We start from the raw sequence: 25,573 nt of genomic DNA on the forward strand, positions 1-25,573 counted from the left end.
CCCTGACCGCCAGGCGGCCGCCCCGTCGCCGGGCTGCGCAAGTTGACCTAACTGACCTTGCTGACCGCCGCTGACTCTTCACCGGCAGCCGCCCCTCGACTGTCATAGGACCGCACCTCTTTGGTGCACCAGAGACGATCTGGGGGGAACTGATGCTGGACAAGAGTTACGTCGTGCCCTGGGGGAAGCGGGGCAGCATGTCGACCGGCGCCGAGGCCGCCGTGCTGGCCGACCTCGTCCACGAGAGCGCACCGCTGCCGGCGGGCACCCGGCGCGAACGGTTCGAGCGCTCCTTCGCCGAGTCGGTCGGCAGCCGGCACGCGATCTCGGTCAACAGCGCAGCGGTCGCCCTGCACATGGCGATCCGGATGCTCGACCTGGCCCCCGGCGACGAGGTGATCGCCACCCCCCAGACCCACCGGGCCACCGTCCAGCCACTGCTCGACCACGACGTACGGGTCCGGTTCTGCGATATCGACCCCACCACCCTCAACCTGGACCCGGCCGCGCTGGAGGCGCTGATCACCCCGCGCACCCGGGCCCTCCTGCTGGTGCACTACGGCGGCTGCCCCGCCGAGATGGACACGGTCATGGCACTGGCCCGGCAACACGGCTTCCTGGTGCTGGAGGACTGTGTGCATGCGCTGGGCGCCCGCTACCGCGGCCAAAGCCCCGGATCCCTGGCGGACATCGCCGCCTTCAGCCTCCACAACGACAGGGCCGGCACCGTGCTCGGCGAGGGCGGTCTGATCACCTGTAACCGGGACGACTGGGCCCAGCGGCTGCACCGGCTACGCGCCCACGACACCGACACCCGCACCGCGCACCCCCGGGTGGCCCGGGCGCCGGAGCCGGGCGTGCCGGCGGGGGCCACGTACACCGTGCCTCTCCAGCGCGGCTGTGTACGGCGGCCCGGCAGCGACGCGACGATGACGGAGGCGGCCGCGGCCCTCGGCCAGGCCCAGCTCGCCAGGGTCGAGACCGCCGCCGCGAAGCGCCGCGCGCTCGCCGGGCGGCTGGACGAGGTCCTCGCCCGCTACCCCTTCCTCACCCCGCAGTCGGCGCCCGCGCACAGCACCCACGCCTACCACCTCTACACCTGCTTCGCCGGCCACCAGGAGCTGCGCGACCGGCTCGTCCTGGCCCTGGACCGCAGGGGGGTGGAGATCCAGCTGCGCTACTTCCCCCAGCATCTGCTGCCGCAGTGGCGCCACCGCGGGCATCTGCGCGGCGAGTGCCCGGTCGCCGAACGCAGCTGGTTCGAACAGCACCTCAATCTCCCCTGCCATGCGCTGCTGACGCCTCATCAAGAGGACTACCTCATCGAGGCGTTGGACGGATCTCTGGCAGAGCTGAACGGCGGGGCGCCGGTCCCGGCGGCGGTGCCCGCGACGGTCTGCGGACAGAGGTAGGGCGCGGCGGAGGGGAACGGAAGGGCGCGCCCCTGCGCATTCTGCGGGACCATCCGTACTGCTCCTGAGCCGCCGCGCGGGGCGGTGTGCGGGTGCCGTACAGGTACCCCCGGCCGCCGTCGATCACCGCGTACGGCCGTGACCTCGCCCGCACCGTCATGGCCGCCGGAGCGCATGATGGCCGGATTCTTCACGAGAGACGGGGGAACCATTCCTGGTGGACGAGGTACCGATTGTTTTCGGAAAAATTGGCCGGTTCGGAGTTGCGCCGCTCTCAATAGCCCGATCTGGCATATGTCATTCAGATCTCCCCATGATGGATACCGTGATGTACGCTACGGCGTACGTCCAGCGTCGAGCCGAGGGGGGATACGCCTTGAGCGTGAAGCAGATGCTCGCGCACATGACTGATGCTCTCCACCGGCCACGGGAAGCTGGAGCGGCTTACGTAACGGGATATCCGGACAAAGTTCGGCATCCGGAGGAGGCGGCAAGTCGGTCAACCCGCACTTGAGCCTTCGTCCTGCTGCGCACCCGTTCCTCACCTGCGCCGGATCACGTTGAATCCCTTTCATTCTCTGAAGAACTGCGCTATGCCGACGGTCCCGAGACCTGACCTCGTTGCTGCGTTTTCCCGTTGATCAAGGGGAAACGCAGCTCATTATCGGTTCGGCATTCTGACCTTATTCGATCTTGTGGTCGTATCTGCACCCGGCCCTCCACAGAGGTCCGCAGACGGCCATTCGGGGAGTAGGACGCCGCAGATGGCTCAGATACAACTGCTGATCGCCGATGACCAGGTCGTGACCCGGTCCGGTCTCATGGCGATGACCAGGGAAGCTCCCGGACTTGACGTGGCCGGCGTGGCGCAGGACGCGGCAGGCGTCGTGACCGCCGTCGACCGCGAGGACCCCGACATCGTCCTGCTCAATCTTCGCAAACTGACGGGTGACAGCTTTCGCCGTCTCGTCCAATTGATCGGAGCGCATGCCTCGATCATCGTCCTGTGCTGTCACGACTCCGTCGTCACGCTCCAGGACGCTTTACGGGCCAAGGTCGCCGGTTTCATGGACCTGGAAATCCTGCAGGAGGACTTCGCCAGCGTGATCACCCTGGTCAGCCGGGGCTGTGCGGTGTATCTCCTTCCCCGTGACCGGCTTTCCGATATCAGTACCGAATATCCGACGTCATCGACCTCGGTAGCGATTTCGAGTCTCACCTCGCGAGAGAACGACGTTCTGCTGCTACTGGCCGCGGGCATGACGAACAAACAGATCGGTTCCACTCTTCATATCGCGGAGAATACCGTCAAGAAACATGTGCATCGCGCAATGATCAAGTTATCGGCTTCCAACCGGGTGGAAGCGGCGCTGCTCGTCTCCCAGCACGGCACGAAGCGGTGAGCGGCACACGACGGTCCTGATTCGTTGCTATGTTACGTCGATGATGGATATTGACGCGGCTCAAGCCGTCCTCGATAACAGCCCCTTCGGCCCCTGGTGGGGATTCAAGGTGGAAGCCGTCGGGAAGGGGCAGGCCAAGGTCTCGTTACGCCAGCGCCCGGAACTCTTCCGCCCCGGCGGCGTCCTCCAGGGCGGGTGCGCGATGACGCTCGCCGATGTGACCTGCTGGATCGCGATCATGTCGCTGTTCGGCGAGGACGATCCGTCCGTCACCCAGCAGATGACGACGAGTTTCCTCGGCCCGGCGCGCACCGATCTGGTCTGCGAGTCGACGATCGTCCGGCCCGGCCGCCTGATCGTCTACGGCACCGCCGACACGACCGACACCGCCGGCAAGCTCGTCTCCCACCACACCCTGACCTATATCCGGCCACCGGAGCGGAACGTGGCCTGAGAAGTCCGTCGGTTCCCGGCCAAGACCCCTTCCCCGCGGCCTTCTCGGCGACAACTCGCCCGCCCCATCTGCCCATCCGTGAACACGTGTCGTCCGCGACCCCCTGCACCACACGACAGCGGCGTGTGGTGCAGGGGGTCACGTGCGTCCCGACGGAGACCTATGGGGGCCTGGCGCGGCGTACGGGCCCGGAAGGTACCCCACGAAGTACCCCGAAAGAGCCACCGGGTTACCCCCTTCGTTCCCTGCAGATACGGCCCCATCGTGGCCTACCGGCCCCGCGAACTGCCCGAATAGGCTGAATTTCATCAGCTACCCGGAGGAGAATTCGTATGGGGACCGTCTTTTCGGAGACTGTGGACCTGGAGAGCGTCGGTGAACTCCCGGAGGAATACCGTGAGGTGCTGACACATCAGATGCTCGCCAACGGCGAAGGCGAGCTGAGCGCGGGCGACACCTACGTGGACTCGTTCTATCCGCTTGCTCCCAACGCCGACGAGCGCTATATGTGCCTCAAGTTCGCCATGGAAGAAGTGGACCACTTCCGGCGCTTCGCCAAGCTGCTCACCCCGCTCGGCGTCGACACCTCACACATGGTGAATCAGGCCGTGGCAGAACGGCGTTACTTCCCGGCCGAGAGCATGACCACGCAATTCACCGTCTGGGAGGAGCGCGCCGCATTCAGCTTCCTCTGCGAGCTCGAAGGACATTTCCAGATCAAGGAGATGACCACCAGCACCTACGCGCCGCTGCGTGCCGAGGCCGCCGCGATCCTCAAGGAGGAGGCCCGGCACTTCGGTTACGGCAAGCGCCTGATGCAGGAGTCGTACGACGCCGGCGCGCAGTCCCGTGACCGGGCCCAGAAGGCGCTGGACAAGTTCTACCCGATGGCGCTGGACATGTTCGGGCGGCCCGACTCCCGCCGCGGACGTCTCGCGGTCCGGTGGGGCCTGCGTAAGAACGACAACGGAGAGCTGCGCGAGCTCTACAAGACCGCGATCGCGGGGCACATCGAGAAGATCGGTTTCTCCGTCCCCAAGGTCGATCCCTCGCAGCTCCAGTTCGCCTGAGCGGCGCCGGACCGGCTTCCTCGCACACGATCCACCTCACCGGAACCATCCACCTCACCGGAGTAGGAATCGATGACGACGACCGACACGCTGATCGACCGGATCAAGACGCACCGCGTCTTCGACCACCCGCTCTACGAGCACTGGGCCGCGACGCCCCCGTCCGCCGAGGTCTCGGGCGCGCTCTTCCACCAGGTGCAGTCGTTCTGCGCCGCTACCCGCCCCGGCGGCGAGTTCCCCACCGCCCTGCGCAGCCTCGGCTGGAACGAACAGGCCCTCCTCATCGAGGAGATCGTCGACAGTGAGTCCGGGCACGGCCCCGAACTCGCGACGATGGCGGGCCACATCGTGAACCGCACCGGTTCCCAGGTCTTCGACGACGTCTACGACACGACGCGGGTCGAGGCATGGCTCAAGAGCTCGTCGGACCGGCTGCTCGCCGGGCTGCCGGGGTACGACCGCGAGACCGGTCTGACGCCTCAGGCGGCGGCCGCCATCGAGGTGTTCCGGCGCCGGTTCTCCTCCGACGCCGAGACCACCGTCCGCAACCTCGGCACGGCGCTCGCGCTGGAGATCATCTCCAACCAGTCGCTGATCCCGGGTGAGAAGCGCGCGCTCATCGATTCCGGCCACTACAAGGCCGACCTCGACGAGCCGGAAATGCATTACATGGCGGAGCACTGGGGTGACGACGGTGCCGAGCAGCAGCACGAAGCAAATGTGATCAAGGCTGTCTCGTCCGTGATGGACGCCTCGAACAGCGAGCAGATAGAGCAGGGTGTGGAGGACTTCCTCTCATCGCTGTGCGCACTGTGGGACGTCCTGGACGCGGCGCTGCTCGCATCCGGACTGCAGCAGGCCGAATAATTCTCTGCCGGACGGGCCGGCGGTTCACGCCACAAGGCGGGGCCGCCGGCCCGGCTGTCAATGGACAGAATTCTGGGGTGAGTTATGAGTGTGTTCAAGGAAATGGACGGCCACGAGCAGGTTCTTTTCAGCTCCGGCCCCGGCGGTCTCCGGTGCGTCATCGCCCTTCATTCGACACTGCTGGGCCCCGCACTCGGCGGCGTCCGCTATCTTCCGTACCGCGATGACGACCAGGCGATCGGCGACGCGTTACGTCTTTCCCGTGCCATGACATACAAGGCGGCCTGTGCGGGCCTCGATATCGGGGGCGGAAAGGCCGTCATTTTCGGTGGTGCGGGCGTCGAGAAGTCGGAGGCGCTGCTCCGCGCTTTCGGGCAGGCGGTCGAGTCTCTCTCCGGACGGTTCATCGCTGCCTGCGACATGGGCATCACCACCGCCGATCTCCGGGTCATGCGCAAGGAATCCCAGTGGATACGCGGTCTGGATACCGAGGAGGGCGGCTCCGGTGAATCGGGTGCCATGACCGCCTACGGCGTGAGCCTCGGTATCCGGGCCTGCTTGGAGTACCTCGACGGCAGCGACAGCCTGGAAGGCCGCCATATCGCCATCGACGGCGTCGGCAAGGTGGGAGCCCGGCTTGCGGGCCACCTGGCGGACGGCGGCGCGCGGCTGACCGTGGCCGACATCGACCAGGAGAAGGCCGAGCGGGTGGCCGAGGCATGCGGGGCGGAGGTCGTGAGCCGGGAGAAGCTCTACCTGCTCGACGTGGACGTCCTCAGTCCGAACGCGGTCGGCAACGTCATCGACGCCGACCTGGTGGACAACCTCCGCTGCCGGATCGTTGCGGGCGGGGCCAACAACCAGCTCTCCGCACCGGTGATCGCGGACCGGCTCGCGGCACGCGGCATCCTGTACGCACCGGACTTCGTGATCAACGCACTCGGCCTGATCCAGGTGGTCGACGAGCTGCATCCCGCGGGCCATGACATGAACCGGGTCAGGAAGGACGCGCAGCTGATCCCGGAACGGCTCGTCGAGATCTTCACCAGGGCGAAGAACCTGAACATCAGCACCGCCGGCGCCGCGATCAGCATGGCGCGGGACCGTTTGGCGGCCGTACGGGGCGTGCGGTCGTTCTGGCTGCCGCCGCGGTGCCGGTGAACGGGCGCGGAGCGATGAGGAGCGACTGCTGATGGAGTTGGAAGCCGCCATCCGGACCCGCCGCAGTGAGCACCGTCTGATCGAACCCGCCCCGAGCGACGAGGAGTTCGTCGATCTGCTCGGCTGGGCGGCGACCGCGCCCGACCACGGCCACCTCCGCCCCTGGCGGTGGATCCTCGTACGCGGGGACAGCCGGACGGCGCTGGGCGTGTCCTTCGCGTCCGGCGCCACCGACGCGGAGACCGTCCGCCGGGAGATGCGGAAACCACTGCGCGCCCCGCTCCTCGCGACGCTGGTCTTCGTGCCCCGGCGCAACCACCGCGTACCGGACTGGGAGCAGCTCGCCGCGAGCAGCGCGATGGTCAACTCGCTGATGCTCCTCCTGCACGACAGGGGGTTCGGCAGCATCTGGCGCACCGGCTCGCCCGTCGACTCCGCCGAGACCCGTACGCTGCTGGGCCTCGCCCCGCACGAAGGGCTCATCGGCTGGCTCTACATCGGCAGCCCGGACCCCACCCGGCGTTCGGTCCTGCGCTCCCCGGTACCGGTCAGCCACCGGGTCTCCCGGTTCACACCGGAGGGCTTCCCGGGGCAGCCCGGCCCGCTCCGGCCCAGCGGTCACCAACGGGTGAGCGACACGCTCTGACCGCGGGCGGTACGGGCGGCCGGAGTGCGCCGTCCGCCCGTACCAGCCCGCGGGGCCACGTGGTCCGGATGCGGTGTCGGGCTCAGTGAACGGAGAACCCGCCGTCGACGAAGAGCGCCTGCCCGGTGACGTAGCCGGAGGCGCGGCCGGCCAGGAACACCGCCGCTCCGGCGAAGTCCTCGGGCAGGCCGTTGCGTCCGACCAGCGTGCGCTCGGCCAGCGCCGCCACCTTCTCCGGGTCGGACGCCAACCGCGCATTGAGCGGGGTCATGACGGAGCCGGGCACCAGCGTGTTGCAGGTGACACCGTGGGGCGACCACGCCTCGGCCTGAGAGCGGGCCAGCGACTCCAGCGCGCCCTTGGAGACCCCGTAGGCGCCGCTCTGGACGAATGCCCGGTGCGCCTGCTGGGAGGTGATGTGGATGATCCTCCCGAAGCCCCGCTCGGCCATGCCCGGCCCGAACCGTTGGCCCAACAGGTAGGGCGCCTCCAGGTTCACCGCCATCGTCGCGTCCCACACCTCCTCGCCCAGCTCGCCCATCGGCGGCCGCAGGTTGATCCCGGCGCTGTTGACGAGAATGTCGGGCTCGCCGAACACCCCGGCTGCCTGTTCCGCTGCCGCGCGCACCCCGTCGCGGGTGCTCAGGTCGGCGCTCACCCAGGCCGCCCGGCAGCCGTCCGCCGCCAGCTCGTCGACCGTGGCGGCCAGTTCCGGCTCCTTGCGCGCCACGATCACCACGCTCGCCCCCGCTCGCGCGAGAGCCCCGGCGACGGCCCGGCCGATGCCGGAACTTCCGCCCGTCACCACGGCGGTCCGGCCGTCCAGCGAGAACAGTTCGGAGAGGTAGCTGGGCGAGATCATGCCCGCACCCTAGACGGCGAAGGCCTGGCCGGACGAGGGCGGCCGTCTCAGCGGATCGGCATCCCGGAGAGCGTCCGGGCGATGACCAGGCGCTGGATCTCGCTGGTGCCTTCGAAGATCGTGTAGATGGCGGCGTCGCGGTGCATCCGCTCGACCGGGTACTCGCGGGTGAAGCCGTTACCGCCGAGGATCTGTACGGCCTGGGCGGTGACCTTCTTGGCGACCTCGCTGGCGAAGAGCTTCGACATGGAACCCTCGGCGGAGGTGAACGGCTTGCTGGTCACCGCCATCCAGGAGGCCCGCCAGACCAGCAGGCGGGCGGCGTCGATCTGGGTGCGCATATCGGCGAGCTGGAAGGCCACACCCTGGTTGTCGATGATCGGGCGGCCGAACTGGGAGCGGGTTTTGGCGTACTCCAGGGCCTCCTCGTAGGCCGCGCGGGCAGTGCCGACCGCCATCGCGCCGACGGCGGGCCGGGAGGCCTCGAAGGTGGCCATGGCGGCGTTCTTCACCCTCTCGCCGTCCTTCTTGGCGTTCTCCCGGGCCCGGGCGAGACGCTCGTCGAGCTTCTCCTTGCCGCCGAGCAGGCAGTGGCCGGGGATCCGGACGTTCTCCAGGACGACCTCGGCGGTGTGCGAGGCGCGGATGCCGTGCTTCTTGAACTTCTGCCCCTGGGAGAGGCCGGGGGTGTTCGGGGGGACGATGAAGGAGGCATGGCCCTTGGAGCCGGCGTCCGGGTCGACGACCGCGACGACGACATGGACGTTGGCGATGCCGCCGTTGGTGGCCCAGGTCTTGGTGCCGTTGAGCACCCACTCGTCCTTGGCCTCGTCGTAGACCGCGCGGGTGCGCATGGCGGCGACGTCCGAGCCGGCGTCCGGTTCCGACGAGCAGAAGGCGGCGACCTTGACGTCATGGACGTCGCCGTACATCTGCGGGACCCAGGTGCCGATCTGCTCCTCCGTGCCGTTCGCGAGCACACCGACGGCAGCCAGGCCGGTGCCCACGATCGACAGACCGATACCGGCGTCGCCCCAGAACAGCTCCTCCATCGCCATGGGGATGCCGAGGCCCGTGGGGTCGAAGAACTGCTGGGCGTAGAAGTCGAGGGAGTACAGGCCGATCTTGGCGGCCTCCTGGATGACGGGCCAGGGGGTCTCCTCGCGCTCGTCCCACTCGGCGGCGGCGGGGCGCATGACGTCCGCGGCGAAGCCGTGAATCCAGTCACGGACTTCCTTCTGCTCGTCGTTGAGCTCCATGGTGAACTCGGCCATGTCCCCTCCAGCTGCTGCAGGCATTACGGTGTTACTAGCGGTAACCCGCAGTGTGTTACTCGCCAGTAAGCGGTGTCAACTCCCCTGGGAACGAAATCGCCGTGGAGATCGGGTGTTACGTTGCGCCAGCGCCACGGATTCACAAGGGTGGGGAGCACGACCATGGAAAGCACAGAGCACAGCGGCCGCCGGCAGACGGCGACCGAGCGCAGACGGCGGGAGCTGCTGGAGGCCGCCGAGCGCATTGTGCTGCGCGACGGCCCGGACGCCTCGATGAACGCCATCGCCGCCGAGGCGGGTATCACCAAACCGATCCTCTACCGGCACTTCGGCGACAAGGGCGGGCTGTACCGCGCGCTCGCCGTACGGCACACGGATGCCCTGCTCGCCAATCTGGCGACCGCGCTGGACGCCCCCGTCCTGCGCCGGGACCGGGTCGAGGCCACCCTCGACGCCTACCTCCTCGCCATCGAGGCCCGGCCGCAGGTGTACCGCTTCCTGATGCACCCGTCGGACGAGGACAACGCGTCCGAGTCCGGCTTCGATGTCGGACGGCACTCCGCCCCGCTGCTGCGCCGGCTCGGCGAGGAGCTGGCCAAGGTGATCACCGACCGGCTCGACCTGGGTCCGGGCGGCGAGCTGACGGCGCGCGTATGGGGCCATGGCATCGTCGGCATGATGCAGCACGCCGGTGACTGGTGGCTGCGCGAACGCCCTTGCTCACGCGAGGAGTTGGTCAAGCAGCTGGCCGATCTGCTCTGGGGGCAGCTGGCCGCGGTCGAGGACCGTACGGACGGCCCCGGCTTCTGAGCGCCGGTCCGTGAAACGGCGGGAAGCGCCGGTCGCTCAGCGGCCGGACGCCTCCGCCGTGGCGGCCCACGGGGCCTTGGCCGCCGCGCGCAGCGCCCGGCGGCGGCGCAGCCCGGTGAGGTGGTCGACGTAGAGACCACCGTCGAGATGGTCGCACTCGTGCTGGAGACAGCGGGCGAAGAAGCCGGTGCCGGTCACCGTCCGGGGCTCGCCGGTGACGCTGACCCCGGTCACGACGGTGTGGTCGTGGCGCGGGGTGCCGGCTTCGATGCCGGGGAGCGAGAGGCAGCCCTCGGGTCCGCGGATGACCGGTCCGTCGACGTCGACGAGCCGGGGGTTGACGAGATGCCCCAGATGACGGCGGTCCTCGTCGTCGGGGCAGTCGTAGACGAAAACCCTCAGCGGGACACCGATCTGGTTGGCGGCGAGGCCCACACCCTGCGCGGCGTACATCGTCGCGTACATGTCCTCGACCAGCCGGGCCAGCTCGTCGTCGAAGACGGTGACCTCCTGACAGGGCTCGGTCAGGGCCGGATCGCCGAGCAATCGCAGCGGGCGGACATGGCCGGAACTGCCGGGAATGGTGCGGGGACGCATGGGGACAAGCGTACGGTCCTGCACAGCTCGGATGTCGCCGCACGGGTGGCGGGGTTCGGGGCTGCGGCCGGATCTCGATAGGCTGATCCCCGACCGAAGCCCCGGCCGGTCATCGGCTGCGGAGGAGGCGTTCCACCCTCAGCCCCACGGCAGGCGGGCGCCGGATGCAAGGAGGATCAAAGACGATGGCAGGCAACACGGAGCCGCTGTCGCCGCGGGCCAAGCTGGCCGTGACGGCGGGCAAGGCCGCGGCGGCGGTATCGCGCGCGGCGGGCCGCGGCAGCGGATCGGTGATCGGTGGCCGGGTGGCGCTCAAGCTCGACCCCGACCTGCTGGCGCGGCTGGCCCGGCACTTGGACGTCATCCTGGTGTCGGCGACCAACGGCAAGACGACCACGACGCGGCTGATCGCGGAGGCGCTGCGGGCCAGCGGTCCGGTGGTCTCCAACGCGCTCGGCGCCAATATGCCGGCGGGCATCACGTCCGCGCTGGCCGGTGGATCGGACGCCCGCTACGGCGTCATCGAGGTGGACGAGAAGTACCTCGCCGGTGTCGCACGCGATACGACGCCGAAGGCCATAGCGCTGCTGAACCTCTCCCGCGACCAGCTCGACCGCGCCGCGGAGACCCGGATGCTGGCCGAGCACTGGCGCGAGGGGCTGGCCGGTTCCAAGGCCCTGATCATCGCCAACGCGGACGACCCGCTGATCGTGTGGGCGGCCTCGTCGTCCGCGAATGTGGTGTGGGTCGCGGCCGGGCAGGAGTGGAAGGACGACGCCTGGTCCTGCCCCTCGTGCGGTGGTGTGATGCAGCGGCCGGGCGAGGACTGGTTCTGCGCCGAGTGCGGCTTCCGCCGTCCCACGCCCAGCTGGGCGCTGTCCGGCGATCATGTCCTCGACCCGCACGGCAGCGCCTGGCCGATCAAGCTGCAGCTGCCGGGGCGCGCCAACAAGGCGAACGCCACCACGTCCGCCGCGGTCGCCGCCGCCTTCGGGGTGCCGCCGCAGGTGGCCCTGGAGCGGATGTTCTCGGTGCAGGCGGTGGCCGGACGCTATGACGTGGTCACCTTCATGGAGCGGGAGCTGCGGCTGCTGCTGGCGAAGAACCCGGCCGGCTGGCTGGAGACGTTCTCGCTGATCGACCCGCCGCCCACCCCGGTGATCATGTCGGTGAACGCCCGCGGCGCGGACGGCACCGACACCTCCTGGCTGTGGGACGTCGACTACACCCGGCTGGCCGGGCACCCGATCTTCGTGCTCGGCGACCGCAAGCTGGACCTGGCGGTGCGGCTGGAGGTCGCGGGCCTCGACTTCCAGGTCTGCGAGAGCCTCGACGAGGCGGTGCAGCTGGCACCGCCCGGCCGGATCGAAGTCATCGCCAACTACACGGCCTTCCAGGACCTGCGCCGGCGCGTGGGCAACTGACGTGATGCGCGGACAAGGACGATCGAGAATGAGTGACAACAGCCTCCGTCTGGTGTGGATCTACCCGGACCTGCTGAGCACGTACGGCGACCAGGGGAACGCCCTGGTGGTGGAGCGGCGGGCGCGCCAGCGCGGTCTGGACGTCCAGCGTCTGGACGTACGGTCCGACCAGCAGATCCCCACCTCCGGCGACATCTACCTGATCGGCGGCGGTGAGGACCGGCCGCAGCGGCTGGCCTCCGAGCGGCTGATCCGCGACGGCGGACTGAGCCGGGCGGTCTCCAACGGCGCGATCGTGTTCTCGGTGTGCGCCGGCTACCAGATCCTGGGCCATGAGTTCATCAATGACCTCGGGGAGCGGCAGCAGGGCCTGGGGCTGCTGGACGTGGTGAGCGCCCGCGGCGAGGCCGAGCGCTGCGTCGGCGACGTACTCGCCGATATCGACCCGCAGTTGGGGCTGCCGCCGCTGACCGGCTTCGAGAACCACCAGGGCGTCACGCACCTGGGCAAGACCGCCCGGCCGTTCGCCAAGGTGCGCTTCGGCAAGGGCAACGGTGTCGGCGACGGCTACGAGGGCGCGTGGAACGACACCGTCTTCGGTACGTACATGCACGGCCCGGTGATGGCGCGCAATCCGCATATCGCCGACCTGCTGATCAAGCTGGCGCTCGATGTCAATGCGCTGCCTCCGGTGGACGACACCTGGTACGAGGCATTGCGCCAGGAGCGGATCGCCGCGGCGACCCAGCCCGCTTAATACCGGTTGATTCGCCTTTCGGGCGGTTTGCGGATATCCGGATATCCGCTCCGCGCCCGGATTGCACCCCTTCCGTACGCCCGCAGTCCGCACTGCGGGCGTACGTGTTCCCGGCGGCCCCGCGCTTGTAGGGTGAGCGGAATCCAACCGGACGACGGGGTCCGGGCCCCCGGTTGAGCTGCAGAGGTTTTTCGAGCAATGCGTATTGGTGTCCTCACCTCCGGCGGCGACTGCCCCGGACTGAACGCCGTCATCCGGTCCGTCGTCCACCGCGCCACCGCTGATCACGGCGATGAGGTGATCGGCTTCCGCGATGGCTGGAAGGGCCTGCTGGAGTGCGATTACCGCAAGCTCGACCTCGATGCCGTCGGCGGCATCCTGGCGCGCGGCGGCACCATCCTCGGGTCGTCCCGGGTGCAGCCCGCGCATCTGCGCGACGGTGTGGAGCGGGCCCGCGGCCATGTCGCCGAGCTGGGCCTGGACGCGATCATCCCGATCGGCGGCGAGGGCACGCTGAAGGCGGCACGGCTGCTGTCGGACGCCGGGCTGCCGATCGTGGGCGTCCCGAAGACCATCGACAACGACATCGCGGTCACGGATGTCACGTTCGGCTTCGACACCGCGGTGGGGGTCGCCACCGAGGCGCTGGACCGGCTCAAGACCACCGCCGAGTCGCACCAGCGGGTGATGATCGTCGAGGTGATGGGGCGGCACACCGGCTGGATCGCGCTGCACTCGGGGATGGCGGCCGGTGCGCACGCGATCGTGGTGCCGGAGCGGCCCTTCGACATCGACGAGCTCACCGCGCGGGTCTCCGAGCGCTTCGAGGCCGGCAAGAAGTTCGCCATCGTGGTGGTCGCCGAGGGCGCCAAGCCGCGCGAGGGCACCATGCCCTTCGACATCGGCGGCAAGGACATGTACGGCCATGAGCGGTTCGCCGGCGTCGCCCGGCAGCTGTCCGTGGAGCTGGAGAACCGGCTCGGCAAGGAGGCGCGTCCGGTCATCCTCGGGCACGTCCAGCGCGGCGGCACCCCGACCGCGTACGACCGGGTGCTCGCCACCCGCTTCGGCTGGCATGCCGTCGAGGCCGCACACCGCGGCGACTTCGGGATGATGACGGCACTGCGCGGCACCGACATCACACTGGTGCCGCTGGCCGAGGCCGTGGAGACACTCAAGACGGTGCCCGCGGAGCGCTACGACGAGGCCGAGTGCGTGCTGTGACCCCGGTGGATCCGGCGCGATAGTTCCGGACTGCACGAACTGCCCCCGGCCGATTCCATGGCCGGGGGCAGTTCTAGACGGGTGAGTCCGAAGTCCCGTCGTCCGACCGAAGGGCGGGCGGGGAGGCGTCAGGCGCGTGCAGCTGCAAGGCGGACGGATTCAGTCATAGCGGAGCTATGGGTGGATTCGGCCAACGCCGCAGATGTGCGTGCCTGGCGCCTCCCCGCAGGCGGGACTTCGGACTCACCCGTCTAGTCTTGTCGCCGGAGTATCGGTACGAATCAGGAGCGAGCGGATGGATCACAGCGGGCACGGCATGGACGGCATGAACATGGATCTGCCGCCGTTCACGCTGGGGAGGGGCCTGGAGTTCGGTGGTGATCCGGTCTTTCTCGTCGGCTGTCTGCTGGGGCTCGGGCTGTACGGCTGGGCGGTGATCCGGCTGCGGCGCCGGGGGGACGCCTGGCCGGTGGGCCGGACCGTGGCCTGGGCGCTGGGCCTGGTGTCGGTGGCACTGGTGATGTGCACCCGGCTCAATGACTACGGCATGGCGATGTTCAGCGTGCACATGGTCCAGCACATGGTCATCAGCATGCTCTCGCCGATCCTGCTGCTGCTCGGGGCGCCGGTGACGCTGGCGCTGCGCGCCTTGCCGGCCGCCGGGCGCGGCCGCAAGGGACCGCGCGAACTGCTGGTGGCGCTGCTGCACAGCCGCTACATGCGGATCATCACGCACCCGGCGTTCACCATCCCGCTGTTCATCGCGAGCCTCTACGCGCTCTACTTCTCGCCGCTGTTCGACTTCCTGATGGAGACCAGGGCCGGGCACATCGGGATGATGGTGCACTTCCTCGCGGTGGGCATGGTGTTCTTCTGGCCGATCATGGGCGTCGACCCGGGCCCGCACCGGCCGGGTTACGTGATGCGGATGCTGGAGCTGTTCGCGGGCATGCCGTTCCACGCGTTCTTCGGGATCGCGCTGATGATGGCCTCGGAGCCGATGGTCGACACCTTCCTGAACCCGCCCGCCTCGCTCGGGATCGACGCGCTGTCCGACCAGTCGGCCGCCGGCGGCATCGCCTGGGCCTTCAGCGAGATCCCGTCCGTCGTGGTGCTGATCGCCCTGGTCTTCCAGTGGTACAAGTCCGAGGAGCGTCAGTCGCAGCGCGCCGACCGGGCCGCCGACCGCAACGGCGACAAGGATCTGGCCGACTACAACGCCTACCTCGCCTCGCTCAACGCACGGGGGCAGTGACGGCGGTCGACGTCTGGCGGTACGGGCCGCGGCCGGGGACGATGGTCCCATGGCCGCGGCCCGCGTCGTTCGCCGGCGTCCGGGCCGCCGTGAGGAGGGTGCGGGTATGCCCGGATCTGCGAGGACGATGGCCGTGTGCACGGTGGGCGGGCTGGTGGTGGCGACCGCCTACACCGTGGCACTGGGCGCCAATGGCTGGGTCTGGTTCTCCTGGGTGGTGCTGGCGCTGGTGACGATCGGAGTGGTGGCCGCGCGGCCGGTCTGATCCCGTCGGCGCGGGGCGCCGTTCAGAAGCGGAAGACGGGCCCGGTGGCGGAGTCCATCGTGCAGGCGTTGGGGTACTCCTTGCGCCAGTTGACCGGGACACCGCGCCAGGTGCCGGTCGCGGTGACGGTGACCGGGTCGAACTCCCTGGTGCAGTTGTGCGGCTCGCCGGGCAGCGCGTCCAGGTCCCCGCGGGCCCACGTCAGCGCGTCACAGGCGGCGTCCGCGTGCGGATGTCTGCGGTGGATGTCCGGGCAGCTGAGCCGGACCCCCCGTGTCCAGGTGTTGCCCGCTCCGGACATGGTGAGCTGCAGGCCCTGATCGCCGGACGGCGGCTCGTCGGCGCCGGCCGGACCGGCGCAGAGCAGGGCCGCGGACAGGGTGGCAAGCACGGTGGCGGGCAGGGTGGCACGGGCGGATCGGCGTCGACGGCTCACGGGCATCGTGGTCTCCTGGGAACACTCGGTGGGATCACTTGCCGGAGCCCGACAGGGTCACGCGGCGCCCGGCGGCCCCAGGGCACCTCGCCGCGACCCGGCGGACAAGCGGCCACGCCGTGAGGTCGCCCGTACGGCCTGCGGATGCCGCCCAGGAGACAGGGCCACGCCAGGAGACAGGGTGGCCGGCAACGGAGGAGGCGGCTCCGCTGCCGGCCACCGGACCGGGGTTACCCCACGCGCTCGATGCGGGCGCGCCGGATCAGGTTCTTGCCCTCTTCACGTACCTCCTCGAACGCCGCGTTGTTCAGCAGCACACAGCTGCCCGACGTGGACGTGACGGAGACCGTCGTCGACTTGTTGTTGTCCAGGTTGGTCACCTTCAGCTTGGTCCCGGTGGGGAACTCGCCACTGGACGCCGCCGGTGCGCCGCCCTCGCCGGAGAGGGTCACCGTCGAGCCGGGGCACACCACATCGCCGTCGCCGGCCGGCGGGGCGGCGGAGGCGGACGAGTCGTCGGACGCGGGCGGGTCGTCCGACGCGGGTGGCTGTGCCGATCCGGGCGGCGCCTGCGACGCGGACGCCGCGCCGCCGGCGGGTGGCTCGTCCGCCGCCGGCGGAGCGCCCGCGGCCGCGCCCCCGTCCGCGGAGCAGCCGGCGGCCTTCTGCTTCGCCTGGATCTCCTTGATCACGGCTTCCCGGTTGGCGATCCGCGCGGCCGACTGCGCGTCGGGCTTGGCCTTCTGGTCGGCGATGAACTTCTGATTGTTGCTCAGCGCAGTGGCCAGTCCGTCGCATGCCGCCGATGCCTGGCTGGTGCCCGTGGTGGCGATGGCGATCCCGCCGACCAGTGCCGCGGCACTGACACCGATGATGATCTTCTGACGTCGGCCAACTGTTCTCTTTCGGGACATCCATGGCTCCTGTCCTCGGCCCGGCTGTGGGGTCGGGCTCGGTTGCCGGACAGTACGGCGCGCCAACCCGACCGGGTTCAGGGTGAGTTGAAAGTTGTCCGCGTATGCCAAAGCGGATACCGAAAGGCGACAAAGCGGCCGCGATGATGCCGGGTGCGTGTGACGCCCGGCAGTCCTACGCCTCGCGCCGCCGGATCAGCCGGGTGCCCGCCGTCAGGACGTCCTCGGCCTGCTCCGGCGGGAGGGCCTCCTCCAGGAACTCGACGGCCCGGCGCAGCCGGTGTCCGCTCTGGTAGGGGAAGTCGGTGCCGAGCAGCCGGGTGCGGCAGCGGGAGCGCGGCGAACGCGGAGAAGCGGGTGGGGTGACCCCGGACCCGGCCGGCGTAATGGTCGTTGGCGTACCGGGCGGCCGTGACCGCCTGGCCGGCGTCCGCGAAGTACGGGTCCTGGGGCGACACCGACAGGGTCTGGTGGTCCGGTGTGTCCACCGGAGCCGCCGTGCACCCCGCGCCCCGTCGGCCGCGCCGGCGGCGGACTGCGGCTGCGCCACGTCGTGGCCGCCTCCGCAGTGGAGGTCTTCGCCGAGGACGGCGGCGCTCATCTCACCCGTCTCGCCCTGTGGTCGCTGGGTACGGGAAAGGGGTAAGCATCGATCCGGCCCAAGGTGGTTACCCGCGGCGGCACTTGCCCATAAACTCACTGGCCGTCTCCGGGCCCGCTCGTGACCCGGTGCGAGGTAGCCGCCCAGGCGGGCCGACGGAACAGGGAGCTGCACCGTGCTCTATCAGGTACTGAAGTACCTCCTTCTCGGGCCCTTGCTGCGGCTGGTGTTCCGGCCGCGGATCGAGGGGCTCGGTCATGTGCCGGAGGAGGGCGGGGCCATCATCGCGAGCAATCATCTGTCGTTCGCCGATCACTTCGTGATGCCGGCGATCGTGCCGCGCCGGGTGACGTTCCTGGCCAAGGCCGAGTACTTCACCGGACCCGGTCTGAAGGGACGGCTGACCGCGGCGTTCTTCCGGGGCGTCGGGCAGATTCCGGTCGACCGGTCCGGCGGCCGGGCCTCGCAGGCGGCGCTCTCCTCGGGGCTCGCCGTCCTGCGCAAGGGCCGGTTGCTGGGCATCTACCCGGAGGGCACCCGCTCGCACGACGGGCGGCTCTACAAGGGCCGTACCGGCGTCGCCTCGATGGCCCTCACCGCGGGCGTGCCGGTGGTGCCGTGCGCGATGATCGGCACGTTCGAGGCGCAGCCGACGGGCCGGCGGCTGCCGCGCGCCATGCGGATCACCATCCGCTTCGGCGCACCGCTGGACTTCTCGCGCTATGCGGGGCTGGAGGACGAACGCACCGTGGTGCGTGCCGTCACCGACGAGATCATGTACGCGATCCTCACCCTGTCCGGGCAGGAGTACGTCGACACCTACGCGGGCGAGGCCAAGGCCGAGGCGCAGGCACAGGCGCGGGCACAGGGGCGGCGGGGGCACGGGAGCGGGAAAGGGCCCGTGCGCTGAGCAGCCGACCCGGGTCCGGCTTCCGGCTTCCGGCTTCCGGCTTCCGGCTTCCGGCTTCCGGCTTCCGGCTTCCGGCTTCCGGCTTCCGGCTTCCGGCTTCCGGCTTCCGGCTTCCGGCTTCCGGGGGAGCGTCTTGCGCCGTGGGCGAACCGTCAGGCGGCCGCCGTCCGGGGGCCCGTAGGGTCCCGCCATGACTTCAGGCAGCGCAGTGGTGATCGGGGCGAGCGGGCAGATCGGGCGCGCGGCGGTGCGGGCCCTGGCGCGGGACGGCTGGGAGGTGCGGGCCGCGTCCCGGCACGGCGGGCGCGACGCCTCCTGGCCCGGGGAGGTCCGCTCGGTGGCGGTGGACCGGGAGGACGACACGGCACTGGCCGGGCTGATCGGCGAGGGCTGTGACGTACTGCTGGACTGTGTGGCGTACGGCGCCGCGCACGCGAAGCAGCTGACGGCCCTGGCGGACCGGATCGGTTCGGCCGTGGTGGTCTCCACTTGCGCGGTGTACGCGGACGACCGCGGACGCAGCTTCGCGACGATGGACGAACCGGACGGCTCCCCGGTCTATCCGCTGCCCGTCCCCGAGACCCAGCCGACCGTGCCGCCCGGTGACGAGGACTACGGCACCCGCAAGGTCGCCCTGGAAGGGGCGCTGCTGGCGCAGGGCGACCGGCTGCCGGTGACGCTGCTGCGGGCCTGCGCCGTGCACGGGCCGTACAGTCCGCTGCCCCGTGAGCTGTACTTCGTCAAGCGGGTGCTGGACGGGCGCCGGGTGCGGGTGCTCGCCTACGGCGGCAGCAGCCGTTTCCATCCGGTGCATGTCGACAACCTCGCCGAGCTGGTCCGGCTGGCGGCCCGCCGGCCGGGGTCGCGGGTGCTCAACGCGGCCGATCCGCAGGCGCCGACGGTGGCCGAGATCTCGGCGGCGGTGGATGCGGCGATGGGCGCGCCGGAGAGCGAGGTCGTGCGCGTGGACGGTGCCCCGCCGTCGTCCGACGTCGGCGACACCCCGTGGTCGGTCCCGCATCCCCTCGTCTACGACATGACCGCGGCGGAGCGCGAGCTGGGCTATCGCGCGGTGACGACTTACGAGGAGTCGCTGCCCGCGACGGTGGCCTGGCTGGCCGACCAGGTCAAGGGGCGGGACTGGTGGGAGCTGTTCCCGAGGATGGCCGGCTTCTACCCGGACGAGAAGCTGTTCGGGTACGCGGCCGAGGACCGGTGGCTGGCGGAGCGGGGCGGGAAGCGCTGAGGACCCGCGGCGGGCGGCGATATCCGTTCGCGGGGCGCGCGGCCGGCCCGTACCTTGATCGCTATGAAGCAGCGGATACGGGGGTGCCGACGATGAGCGCCCGACTGCGTGGGATGGCACAGGAGACGGAGCGGATCGTCGCGGCGGGTGCGTACCGCGCCCCGAGCGGACGGCTGGTGGAGATCGCGGCGGCGGTCGGACGGGCGCGGGCCGGAACCCGGCTGTACGGCCCGGAGCCGGTCGCCGTGGCAGGGCCGTCGCCCGGCGTGCGCACGGTGTTCGAGGTGACGGGGGAAGGCAGTCTCACGGCCGGGCGGCGGCTGGCCGAGTCGGGTGCGGGGCCGCTCGCCGTGCTGAATTTCGCCTCCGCGCGCAATCCCGGCGGCGGCTATCTCAACGGCGCTCAGGCCCAGGAGGAGGCGCTGTGCCGGGGGTCGGCGCTCTACACCTGTGTGCGCGAGGCCCCGGACTTCTACGCCGCCCATCGCGCCGATCCCAGCCCGTTCTACAGCGACCGGGTGCTGTTCTCCCCCGGTGTGCCGGTGTTCCGCGACGACCGCGGCACGCTGCTCGAAGTGCCGTACGAGGCGGGCTTCTTGACGGCCGCCGCACCGAACGCCGGGGTGATCGCGCGGCAGCGGCCGGCCGAGACGGGACGGGTGGCGGCGGCGCTGGCGATGCGTGCGGAGCGGGTGCTGGAGGTCGCGGCGGCCGGCGGGCACCGTCAACTGGTGCTCGGCGCCTGGGGCTGCGGGGTCTTCCGCAATGAACCGGCCGAGGTGGCACGGGCGTTCGCGGCGGCGCTGCTGCCCGGCGGACGGCTCTCCGGCTGGTTCGACCGGGTCGTGTTCGCCGTGCTGGACCGCCGGGAGGACTCCCCCACCAGGGCCGCCTTCTCCGCGGTGTTTTCCGGTGTGACCAACGAGAGCAGGGATGTGGGACCACGATGACCGACCACGGGACGTACACCAAGCTGATCGGCTTGCTGGACGAGCGCGGTGCGCGTTACCGGATCTACGAGCACGCCGAGGAGGGGGCGACGGAGGCCGTCAGCGCACTGCGCGGGAACCCCGTCGAGCAGGCCGCCAAGTGCCTCGTGGTGATGGTGAAGCTGAGCAAGAAGACCAAGCGGTATGTGCTGGCGGTGGTGCCGGGCGACCGAAGGGTGGATCTGGGGGCGGTGAAGGCGCTGCTGGGCGGTTCGTACGCCGGGTTCGCCACCCCCGAGGTCGCGGAACGGCTGGCGGGCAGTGTCAGCGGGACGATCCTGCCGTTCTCCTTCGACGAGGAGCTGGCGCTGGTCGTCGATCCGGCGCTGCTGGAGCAGCCGGAGATCTTCTTCAATGCGGCCCGGCTGGACCGTTCGCTGGCGTTGGCCACGGCGGACTATGTGGCGATCGCGGAGCCACGGGTCGAACCGGTCGCCGGCTGAGACGACGACAGGGGCGGCCGGGAGAGGTCCCGGCCGCCCCTGCGTGCCGTCCGTCATGCGGTGCCGGCACTCTTCATGCCGTCATCAGCGCACGGCGGGAAGGTCCAAGGCACCCAGGACGGACTTCGTCGTGGACGGCTTGGGCGTGGCGTGCGGGGCGCAGGTCACGTCCTTGGCGTCGGTCTTCCCGGTCAGGAAGTACGCGTCGACCCGGTCGTTGATGCAGGGGTTGACCTGGCCGGTGACACCGTGCGATCCGGCGTCCCGCTCGGTGATCAGACGGGAGCCCTTGAGGCGACGGTGCAGTTCGACCGCGCCGCCGTAGGGGGTGGCCGCGTCGCGGACGCTCTGCACGATCAGTACGTTCGGCAGACCCTTGCCGGTCTTGACGTCGACCGGCTGCTGCTGCTTGACGGGCCAGGTGGCGCAGGGCAGGTTCATCCAGGCGTTGGACCAGGTCATGAACGGTGCCTGCCGGTGGATGCGGGTGTTGTCGCGGTCCCACTTCTTCCAGCTGGTGGGCCACTTGGCGTCGGTGCACTCGACGGCCGTGTAGACGGCGTTGCCGTTCTCCGAGGCGATGTTGCCCGCGGTGTCCTTGAGGTCCGGACCGGCGTTCTCCACCAGCGGCTTGCTGTCACCGGCGAGGTACGCGCTCCAGACCTCGGCGACCGAGGCCCACATGGAGTCGTAGTACGGCGCGTTCTGGAAGAAACCGGTCAGCTCGGCGGGGCCGACAACGCCGCCGATGGGCTTCTTCTTGGCGGTCGCCCGCAGCTTCTCCCACGCCGCCTGGACCTTCTCGGGGGTGTCCCCGATGTGGTACGCGGCGTCGTTCTTGGCGACCCACTTCTTCCAGTCGCCCCAGCGGGTCTCGAAGGCGATGTCCTGGTCGAGGTTGGCCTGGTACCAGACCTTCTCGCGGGAGGGGTCGACGACGCTGTCGACGAGCATCCGGCGGACGTGCCCGGGGAAGAGCGTCGCATAGACCGCGCCCAGGTAGGTGCCGTAGGAGACGCCCAGGTAGTTGAGCTTCTTCTCACCGAGCGCGGCACGGATCACATCGATGTCGCGGGCGGTGTTCGGGGTCGTCATGTGCGGCAGCAGGCGGCCGCTGCGCTCGGCGCAGCCGTCGGCGTACTGCTTGGCGAGCTTGCGCTGGGCGCGCTTGTCCGCCTCGCTGTCCGGCACCGGGTCGGCCTTGGGCGCCTTGACGAACTCCTGCGGGTCCATACAGGAGATCGCCGCGGAGTGGCCCACGCCCCGGGGGTCGAAGCCCACGAAGTCATAAGCCTTGGCGGTCTTGGCCCAGAGCGGGTTCTTGGTGGTGATGCGGGTCGGGAACTTCATGCCCGAGCCGCCGGGACCACCGGGGTTGTAGAGGAGGGCGCCCTGTCGCTGCTCCTTGCCGCCGGTGCTGAGGGCACGGTCGACGGCGATCTTGATGGTGCGGCCGTTCGGCCTGGCGTAGTCGACCGGGACGGTGACATAGCCGCACTGGACCGGTGACTTGAGGCCCCAGTCCGCGGGGCAGTCCTGCCAGTCGATGCCCTTCTTGGCCGCGCGTGCGGCGGCGGTCGCCACACCGCGCGCTTCGGCCGAACCGCGCTGGTGCTGCTCACCCGCCTGGGCGGGCGTGGCAGTTATCGCTCCGGCGAGAAGCGCTCCGGACACCAGAGTTCCGGCGGCGCCGAGCGCTGCTGTTTTTCTCACGTGGTCAATTCCCCCTGCATGGTGTGCCACTGGTGGCGGCGTTGATCACAGGCTTACGGAGGGATCCTGTCGTGCGCCGTCCCCTCTTGAACAGGTTTGGCCCACACTTCTTTACCAACCTGTAGGTTTCTTGCCGTGCCGGTTGCCCACCGGGGCTCGGAAACGGCCGCCCCGGCGGCGCCTTACGGACGAGTTCACTCCCTCGGCGGCGTGGGCACCGGCGCCGCCGAACTGCGGACGAACGGCCGGACCTCGCAGGGGAACCCCACCATTCCGGCCAAGGACTCCGGCCCATGACACGCGCTTCCACGTCACCCGGACCCCATCGGTGACATCCTCAACTTGGTCCGGACTAAAGGCAGTTGGCGGCCGACAGGCGACGAACCAGCAGGCCGGGCCGCTCGGTGGGGAGCGCAGGACCACGAGCGCCCTGTGGAGTGCGGCACGGCGCGATGGCCGCCAAGAGGGCGCGCAGGGGCGAGAATACGTCAATTGCCGTAGACCTGCCCCACAGGCATGTGCCAGCCGCACAGCTTCAGTAACCTTCCGTGAAGGCTCTCCCACTCACTGCCACGGGAGGGCTTCGGCGTTTTCGCGCTGTAGAGCCGTCGCGAAGGAGATCCGAAGTGCCGGGTATCGATCAGGTGTTGTCCCAGGCAATGGGGATTCCGGGCGTTCTGGGCGCCGGACTGATCGACTGGACCAGTGGTCTGACACTCGGCACGGCGGGACGGGCGCCGCACGGCGATCATGACGCGGCCGCCGCCGACACCGCCGAGGTGGTGCAGGCCGTGGCGCGCAACGCCACCTTCGACACCTCGGGCGCCGGCGGCCCGGCCCTCGAAGACCTGATCATCACGGCCGAGGACAGCTATCACCTCATCCGTTTTGTGCACACGGCCTTCGACAGCCAGACCTATCTCTACCTCTGGCTGGACCGCACCCAGGCCAATCTCGCCGTCGCCCGGCTCCGGCTGCGCGATCTGGCGGCGGAGCTGGTCGCGTCCTGAGAACGCGCTCCGCCACACCGCACGAACGCCAAAGGAACCAGCCATGGGCCTGCCCATATCCCCTCCCCCGCCCACCCCCGGGCTGCTCGACCGGTGCGCCGCCGAACGGGTCACCGGCGCACTGCACGGCCCGCACGGCTGTTTCTACCTTCTCGACGGCGCGGTCTACTGCGTCGAGGGCAGCGCGGCGCCCGGTCTCGACATCCGCCTCATGGCGGCCGGCAAGGTACCGCCGCAGGGCTGGCAGTACGCCGCCGAGCAGGCGGGGCCGCAGCAGCGGGGCGCCCAATTCCTGGTCAGCGAAGGCTGGTTGACCCAGAGCGAACTGGAGATATGCCATCTCGCCGCCCTTCTCGACGCGGCGTTCTTCGCCCTGCCCCTGCCGCCCGAGACCACCTCCTTCACTCCGGGGACCGCGCACTGGCTGGGTGTCGTACGGACCATCAGCGCCAGTGCACTCCAGCAGGCGACGGCCCACCGCCGGGCCCTGCTCGACCGGCTCCACCCCTGGGCCGCGGTCGACTCTTCCCCCGTCATACCCGTCCGCCCGCGCACCGCGGCACCCACCACGGGCCGGCAAAGGCAGCTGCTCGACCGTGCCGACGGCCGGCACACCCCGCATGAACTGGCCCGTCTGCTCGGCCAGTCCGCATTCGCGACCCTGCTCGACATCCGCCGCCTCGCCGCCGCCGGCCTCGTCCAGCTGCCCCCGGCTCCGACGGCACTCCCCCGGCGCCGGCCCGGCGCCTGCCTGGACGGGCAGCCCGCCCCCGCCGCCGGAGGACGCCCCACCGCGACCTGGCAACTACCGGTTCCGGACCTCCTCGATACCGCCGATCCGGATATTGCCCTCCTTGTCCGACTGCGTACGGCACTGGAGGAGAACCTGTGAGCCCTTGCGCACGAAGACCGTGCACCCCATGAGGCGCGTCATCGGAAAGCGCGCCCGGAAAAGGAGACTGATGACGATCGAACCCCGGATACGGGATGAATTGCATACGCTGCGCGACCAAGTACGCCATTTCCAGGGCGGGATGGTGGCGAGCGTGGACGGCATGGTGATCGCCCACGATCTGCCGGACATCGAACCGGACGGTCTGGCCGCACTCACCGCCGCCGCGATCGGCGTCGCCAAACGCCTCACCGAGGCCACCGGACAGGGCGCCTTCGAGGAATCCCTGACCCGCGGTGCGGGCGGCTACATAGCCGCCTATTCGGCCGGACGCCGAGCCGTCCTGACGGCGGTGGCCAGCACGGACACCAATGTGGGCCGGCTCCATCTGCAGGCCCGGAAGGCCGCGGAACGGATCGGCGCCCTCGTGGACGCGGCGCCCCACCGCTAGGAACACACACCCGACACGAGCCCACCCCCACATCCCCGCCCGAACGCAGAAACTCGGGCCCCCCGGAAACACCGTCAAGGAATCGAAAGGTCTGACCCCTCATGGCTCAAATGGAATCCGCTCTCTCCGACGCGATGTCGACCATCGAGGGCGCGGTCGGCGTCGCCCTGGTCGACTACACCAGCGGAATGGCGCTGGCGACCCTGGGCGACAACCAGGCACTGGACCTCAATATCGCGGCGGCCGGCAATACCGATGTCGTACGCGCCAAGATGCGCACCATGGAGATGCTGGAACTCCAGGGCGCCATTGAGGACATGCTCATCACCCTGACCTCGCAGTACCACATCATCCGCCCGGTGTCGGGCAAGAACGGCAGCGGCCTCTTCCTCTATTTGGTGCTGGACCGCAAGCGCGCCAATCTCGCGCTGGCGCGCCACCGCCTCGCCCGGCTGGAGGCCGAACTGGAGGTCTGAGCGGAGCCGCC

28 protein-coding genes are annotated in these 25,573 nt (G+C 69.8%); 22 read left to right on the forward strand and 6 right to left on the reverse strand.

Translation table 11 applies throughout. The features are described from left to right. Nucleotides 1-152: 152 nt before the first annotated feature. The 7 genes from STRNI_RS03750 (at nt 153) to STRNI_RS03780 (ending at nt 7,013) form a co-directional block, all read left to right on the forward strand. A complete protein-coding gene (locus STRNI_RS03750) occupies nt 153-1,412 on the forward strand; it encodes a DegT/DnrJ/EryC1/StrS family aminotransferase (RefSeq protein WP_277410539.1) in 1,260 nt (419 codons plus the stop codon). A gap of 764 nt (nt 1,413-2,176) precedes the next feature. Then, the gene (locus tag STRNI_RS03755) at nt 2,177-2,815 is read left to right on the forward strand and encodes a LuxR C-terminal-related transcriptional regulator (protein ID WP_274739889.1); all 639 of its coding nucleotides are present in this window, start codon (nt 2,177-2,179) and stop codon (nt 2,813-2,815) included. A gap of 40 nt (nt 2,816-2,855) precedes the next feature. Continuing rightward, entirely contained in the window at nt 2,856-3,269 is a 414-nt protein-coding gene (locus tag STRNI_RS03760) for a PaaI family thioesterase (RefSeq protein WP_063822552.1), read from the forward strand. A 332-nt stretch (nt 3,270-3,601) separates the two neighbouring features. Further along, entirely contained in the window at nt 3,602-4,339 is a 738-nt protein-coding gene (locus STRNI_RS03765; RefSeq protein WP_093646688.1) for a Phenylacetic acid catabolic protein, read from the forward strand. 72 nt (nt 4,340-4,411) lie between these two features. After that, a complete protein-coding gene (locus tag STRNI_RS03770; RefSeq protein WP_277410540.1) occupies nt 4,412-5,206 on the forward strand; it encodes a hypothetical protein in 795 nt (264 codons plus the stop codon). Between the two features lie 84 nt (nt 5,207-5,290). Then, complete coding sequence (locus STRNI_RS03775; RefSeq protein WP_018092610.1) at nt 5,291-6,367, forward strand: Leu/Phe/Val dehydrogenase; 1,077 nt, start codon at nt 5,291-5,293, stop codon at nt 6,365-6,367. A gap of 31 nt (nt 6,368-6,398) precedes the next feature. Beyond that, nucleotides 6,399-7,013, forward strand: coding sequence for a nitroreductase family protein (locus STRNI_RS03780; RefSeq protein ID WP_277410541.1), 615 nt, complete (start codon nt 6,399-6,401; stop codon nt 7,011-7,013). Nucleotides 7,014-7,095: 82 nt separating this feature from the next. Here the strand turns inward: STRNI_RS03780 and STRNI_RS03785 are convergent, their stop codons facing one another. Both STRNI_RS03785 and STRNI_RS03790 read right to left on the reverse strand, forming a co-directional pair. Further along, nucleotides 7,096-7,875: an SDR family NAD(P)-dependent oxidoreductase gene (locus STRNI_RS03785; protein ID WP_277410542.1), complete on the reverse strand. Its 780-nt coding sequence runs from the start codon at nt 7,873-7,875 to the stop codon at nt 7,096-7,098. 47 nt (nt 7,876-7,922) lie between these two features. Beyond that, the gene (locus tag STRNI_RS03790; RefSeq protein WP_277410543.1) at nt 7,923-9,149 is read right to left on the reverse strand and encodes an acyl-CoA dehydrogenase family protein; all 1,227 of its coding nucleotides are present in this window, start codon (nt 9,147-9,149) and stop codon (nt 7,923-7,925) included. Nucleotides 9,150-9,311: 162 nt separating this feature from the next. Between STRNI_RS03790 and STRNI_RS03795 the strand changes: the two genes are divergently transcribed. Further along, complete coding sequence (locus STRNI_RS03795; RefSeq protein ID WP_018092606.1) at nt 9,312-9,959, forward strand: TetR/AcrR family transcriptional regulator; 648 nt, start codon at nt 9,312-9,314, stop codon at nt 9,957-9,959. Between the two features lie 36 nt (nt 9,960-9,995). On the opposite strand, the gene def is transcribed toward STRNI_RS03795, so the two are convergent. Beyond that, entirely contained in the window at nt 9,996-10,556 is a 561-nt protein-coding gene (def, locus tag STRNI_RS03800) for a peptide deformylase (protein WP_018092605.1), read from the reverse strand. Nucleotides 10,557-10,741: 185 nt separating this feature from the next. On the opposite strand from def, the gene STRNI_RS03805 reads away from it, so the two are divergent. The 5 genes from STRNI_RS03805 (at nt 10,742) to STRNI_RS03825 (ending at nt 15,481) form a co-directional block, all read left to right on the forward strand. After that, nucleotides 10,742-11,980 carry a MurT ligase domain-containing protein gene (locus STRNI_RS03805; protein ID WP_018092604.1) on the forward strand — a complete coding sequence of 413 codons (1,239 nt, stop codon included), beginning with the start codon at nt 10,742-10,744 and terminating at the stop codon, nt 11,978-11,980. Nucleotides 11,981-12,008: 28 nt separating this feature from the next. Further along, nucleotides 12,009-12,737 carry a type 1 glutamine amidotransferase gene (locus tag STRNI_RS03810; protein WP_018092603.1) on the forward strand — a complete coding sequence of 243 codons (729 nt, stop codon included), beginning with the start codon at nt 12,009-12,011 and terminating at the stop codon, nt 12,735-12,737. Between the two features lie 198 nt (nt 12,738-12,935). Then, the gene (locus STRNI_RS03815) at nt 12,936-13,961 is read left to right on the forward strand and encodes a 6-phosphofructokinase (RefSeq protein WP_018092602.1); all 1,026 of its coding nucleotides are present in this window, start codon (nt 12,936-12,938) and stop codon (nt 13,959-13,961) included. A gap of 295 nt (nt 13,962-14,256) precedes the next feature. Then, complete coding sequence (locus STRNI_RS03820; RefSeq protein ID WP_018092601.1) at nt 14,257-15,216, forward strand: cytochrome c oxidase assembly protein; 960 nt, start codon at nt 14,257-14,259, stop codon at nt 15,214-15,216. 106 nt (nt 15,217-15,322) lie between these two features. Beyond that, entirely contained in the window at nt 15,323-15,481 is a 159-nt protein-coding gene (locus STRNI_RS03825) for a hypothetical protein (RefSeq protein WP_026170157.1), read from the forward strand. 22 nt (nt 15,482-15,503) lie between these two features. Here the strand turns inward: STRNI_RS03825 and STRNI_RS03830 are convergent, their stop codons facing one another. Together STRNI_RS03830 and STRNI_RS03835 are read right to left on the reverse strand one after the other, a co-directional pair. Continuing rightward, nucleotides 15,504-15,923: an SSI family serine proteinase inhibitor gene (locus STRNI_RS03830; RefSeq protein ID WP_018092599.1), complete on the reverse strand. Its 420-nt coding sequence runs from the start codon at nt 15,921-15,923 to the stop codon at nt 15,504-15,506. A 224-nt stretch (nt 15,924-16,147) separates the two neighbouring features. Next, nucleotides 16,148-16,831, reverse strand: coding sequence for a hypothetical protein (locus STRNI_RS03835; protein WP_018092598.1), 684 nt, complete (start codon nt 16,829-16,831; stop codon nt 16,148-16,150). Nucleotides 16,832-17,309: 478 nt separating this feature from the next. Here STRNI_RS03835 and STRNI_RS03840 point away from each other — a divergent pair, with 478 nt between their 5' ends. From STRNI_RS03840 to STRNI_RS03860, 5 genes are all read left to right on the forward strand, one after another. Next, complete coding sequence (locus STRNI_RS03840) at nt 17,310-17,477, forward strand: hypothetical protein (RefSeq protein ID WP_266441577.1); 168 nt, start codon at nt 17,310-17,312, stop codon at nt 17,475-17,477. A gap of 130 nt (nt 17,478-17,607) precedes the next feature. Next, nucleotides 17,608-18,342: a lysophospholipid acyltransferase family protein gene (locus tag STRNI_RS03845; protein ID WP_159484356.1), complete on the forward strand. Its 735-nt coding sequence runs from the start codon at nt 17,608-17,610 to the stop codon at nt 18,340-18,342. A gap of 190 nt (nt 18,343-18,532) precedes the next feature. Next, entirely contained in the window at nt 18,533-19,588 is a 1,056-nt protein-coding gene (locus STRNI_RS03850; RefSeq protein WP_277410544.1) for an NAD-dependent epimerase/dehydratase family protein, read from the forward strand. A gap of 92 nt (nt 19,589-19,680) precedes the next feature. Further along, nucleotides 19,681-20,538 (forward strand): TIGR02452 family protein, encoded by an 858-nt coding sequence (locus STRNI_RS03855; RefSeq protein WP_277410545.1) that lies wholly within the window; start codon nt 19,681-19,683, stop codon nt 20,536-20,538. After that, complete coding sequence (locus STRNI_RS03860; protein WP_109895153.1) at nt 20,535-21,020, forward strand: YbaK/EbsC family protein; 486 nt, start codon at nt 20,535-20,537, stop codon at nt 21,018-21,020. The genes STRNI_RS03855 and STRNI_RS03860 overlap by 4 nt, the downstream gene beginning before the upstream one ends. Before the next feature lie 84 nt (nt 21,021-21,104). On the opposite strand, the gene STRNI_RS03865 is transcribed toward STRNI_RS03860, so the two are convergent. Continuing rightward, nucleotides 21,105-22,733, reverse strand: a complete 1,629-nt coding sequence (locus STRNI_RS03865; protein ID WP_078518795.1) for an alpha/beta hydrolase — start codon at nt 22,731-22,733, stop codon at nt 21,105-21,107. Between the two features lie 626 nt (nt 22,734-23,359). Between STRNI_RS03865 and STRNI_RS03870 the strand changes: the two genes are divergently transcribed. From STRNI_RS03870 to STRNI_RS03885, 4 genes are all read left to right on the forward strand, one after another. Further along, nucleotides 23,360-23,743 (forward strand): hypothetical protein, encoded by a 384-nt coding sequence (locus STRNI_RS03870; RefSeq protein WP_148589231.1) that lies wholly within the window; start codon nt 23,360-23,362, stop codon nt 23,741-23,743. Nucleotides 23,744-23,786: 43 nt separating this feature from the next. Next, complete coding sequence (locus STRNI_RS03875) at nt 23,787-24,635, forward strand: hypothetical protein (protein WP_274739880.1); 849 nt, start codon at nt 23,787-23,789, stop codon at nt 24,633-24,635. Between the two features lie 70 nt (nt 24,636-24,705). Then, nucleotides 24,706-25,086: a roadblock/LC7 domain-containing protein gene (locus tag STRNI_RS03880; RefSeq protein ID WP_018092589.1), complete on the forward strand. Its 381-nt coding sequence runs from the start codon at nt 24,706-24,708 to the stop codon at nt 25,084-25,086. Nucleotides 25,087-25,187: 101 nt separating this feature from the next. Then, complete coding sequence (locus tag STRNI_RS03885; RefSeq protein ID WP_026170155.1) at nt 25,188-25,562, forward strand: roadblock/LC7 domain-containing protein; 375 nt, start codon at nt 25,188-25,190, stop codon at nt 25,560-25,562. Nucleotides 25,563-25,573 lie beyond the last annotated feature (11 nt).

The sequence above is a fragment of the Streptomyces nigrescens genome (genome assembly GCF_027626975.1).
Lineage (GTDB): Bacteria > Actinomycetota > Actinomycetes > Streptomycetales > Streptomycetaceae > Streptomyces > Streptomyces nigrescens.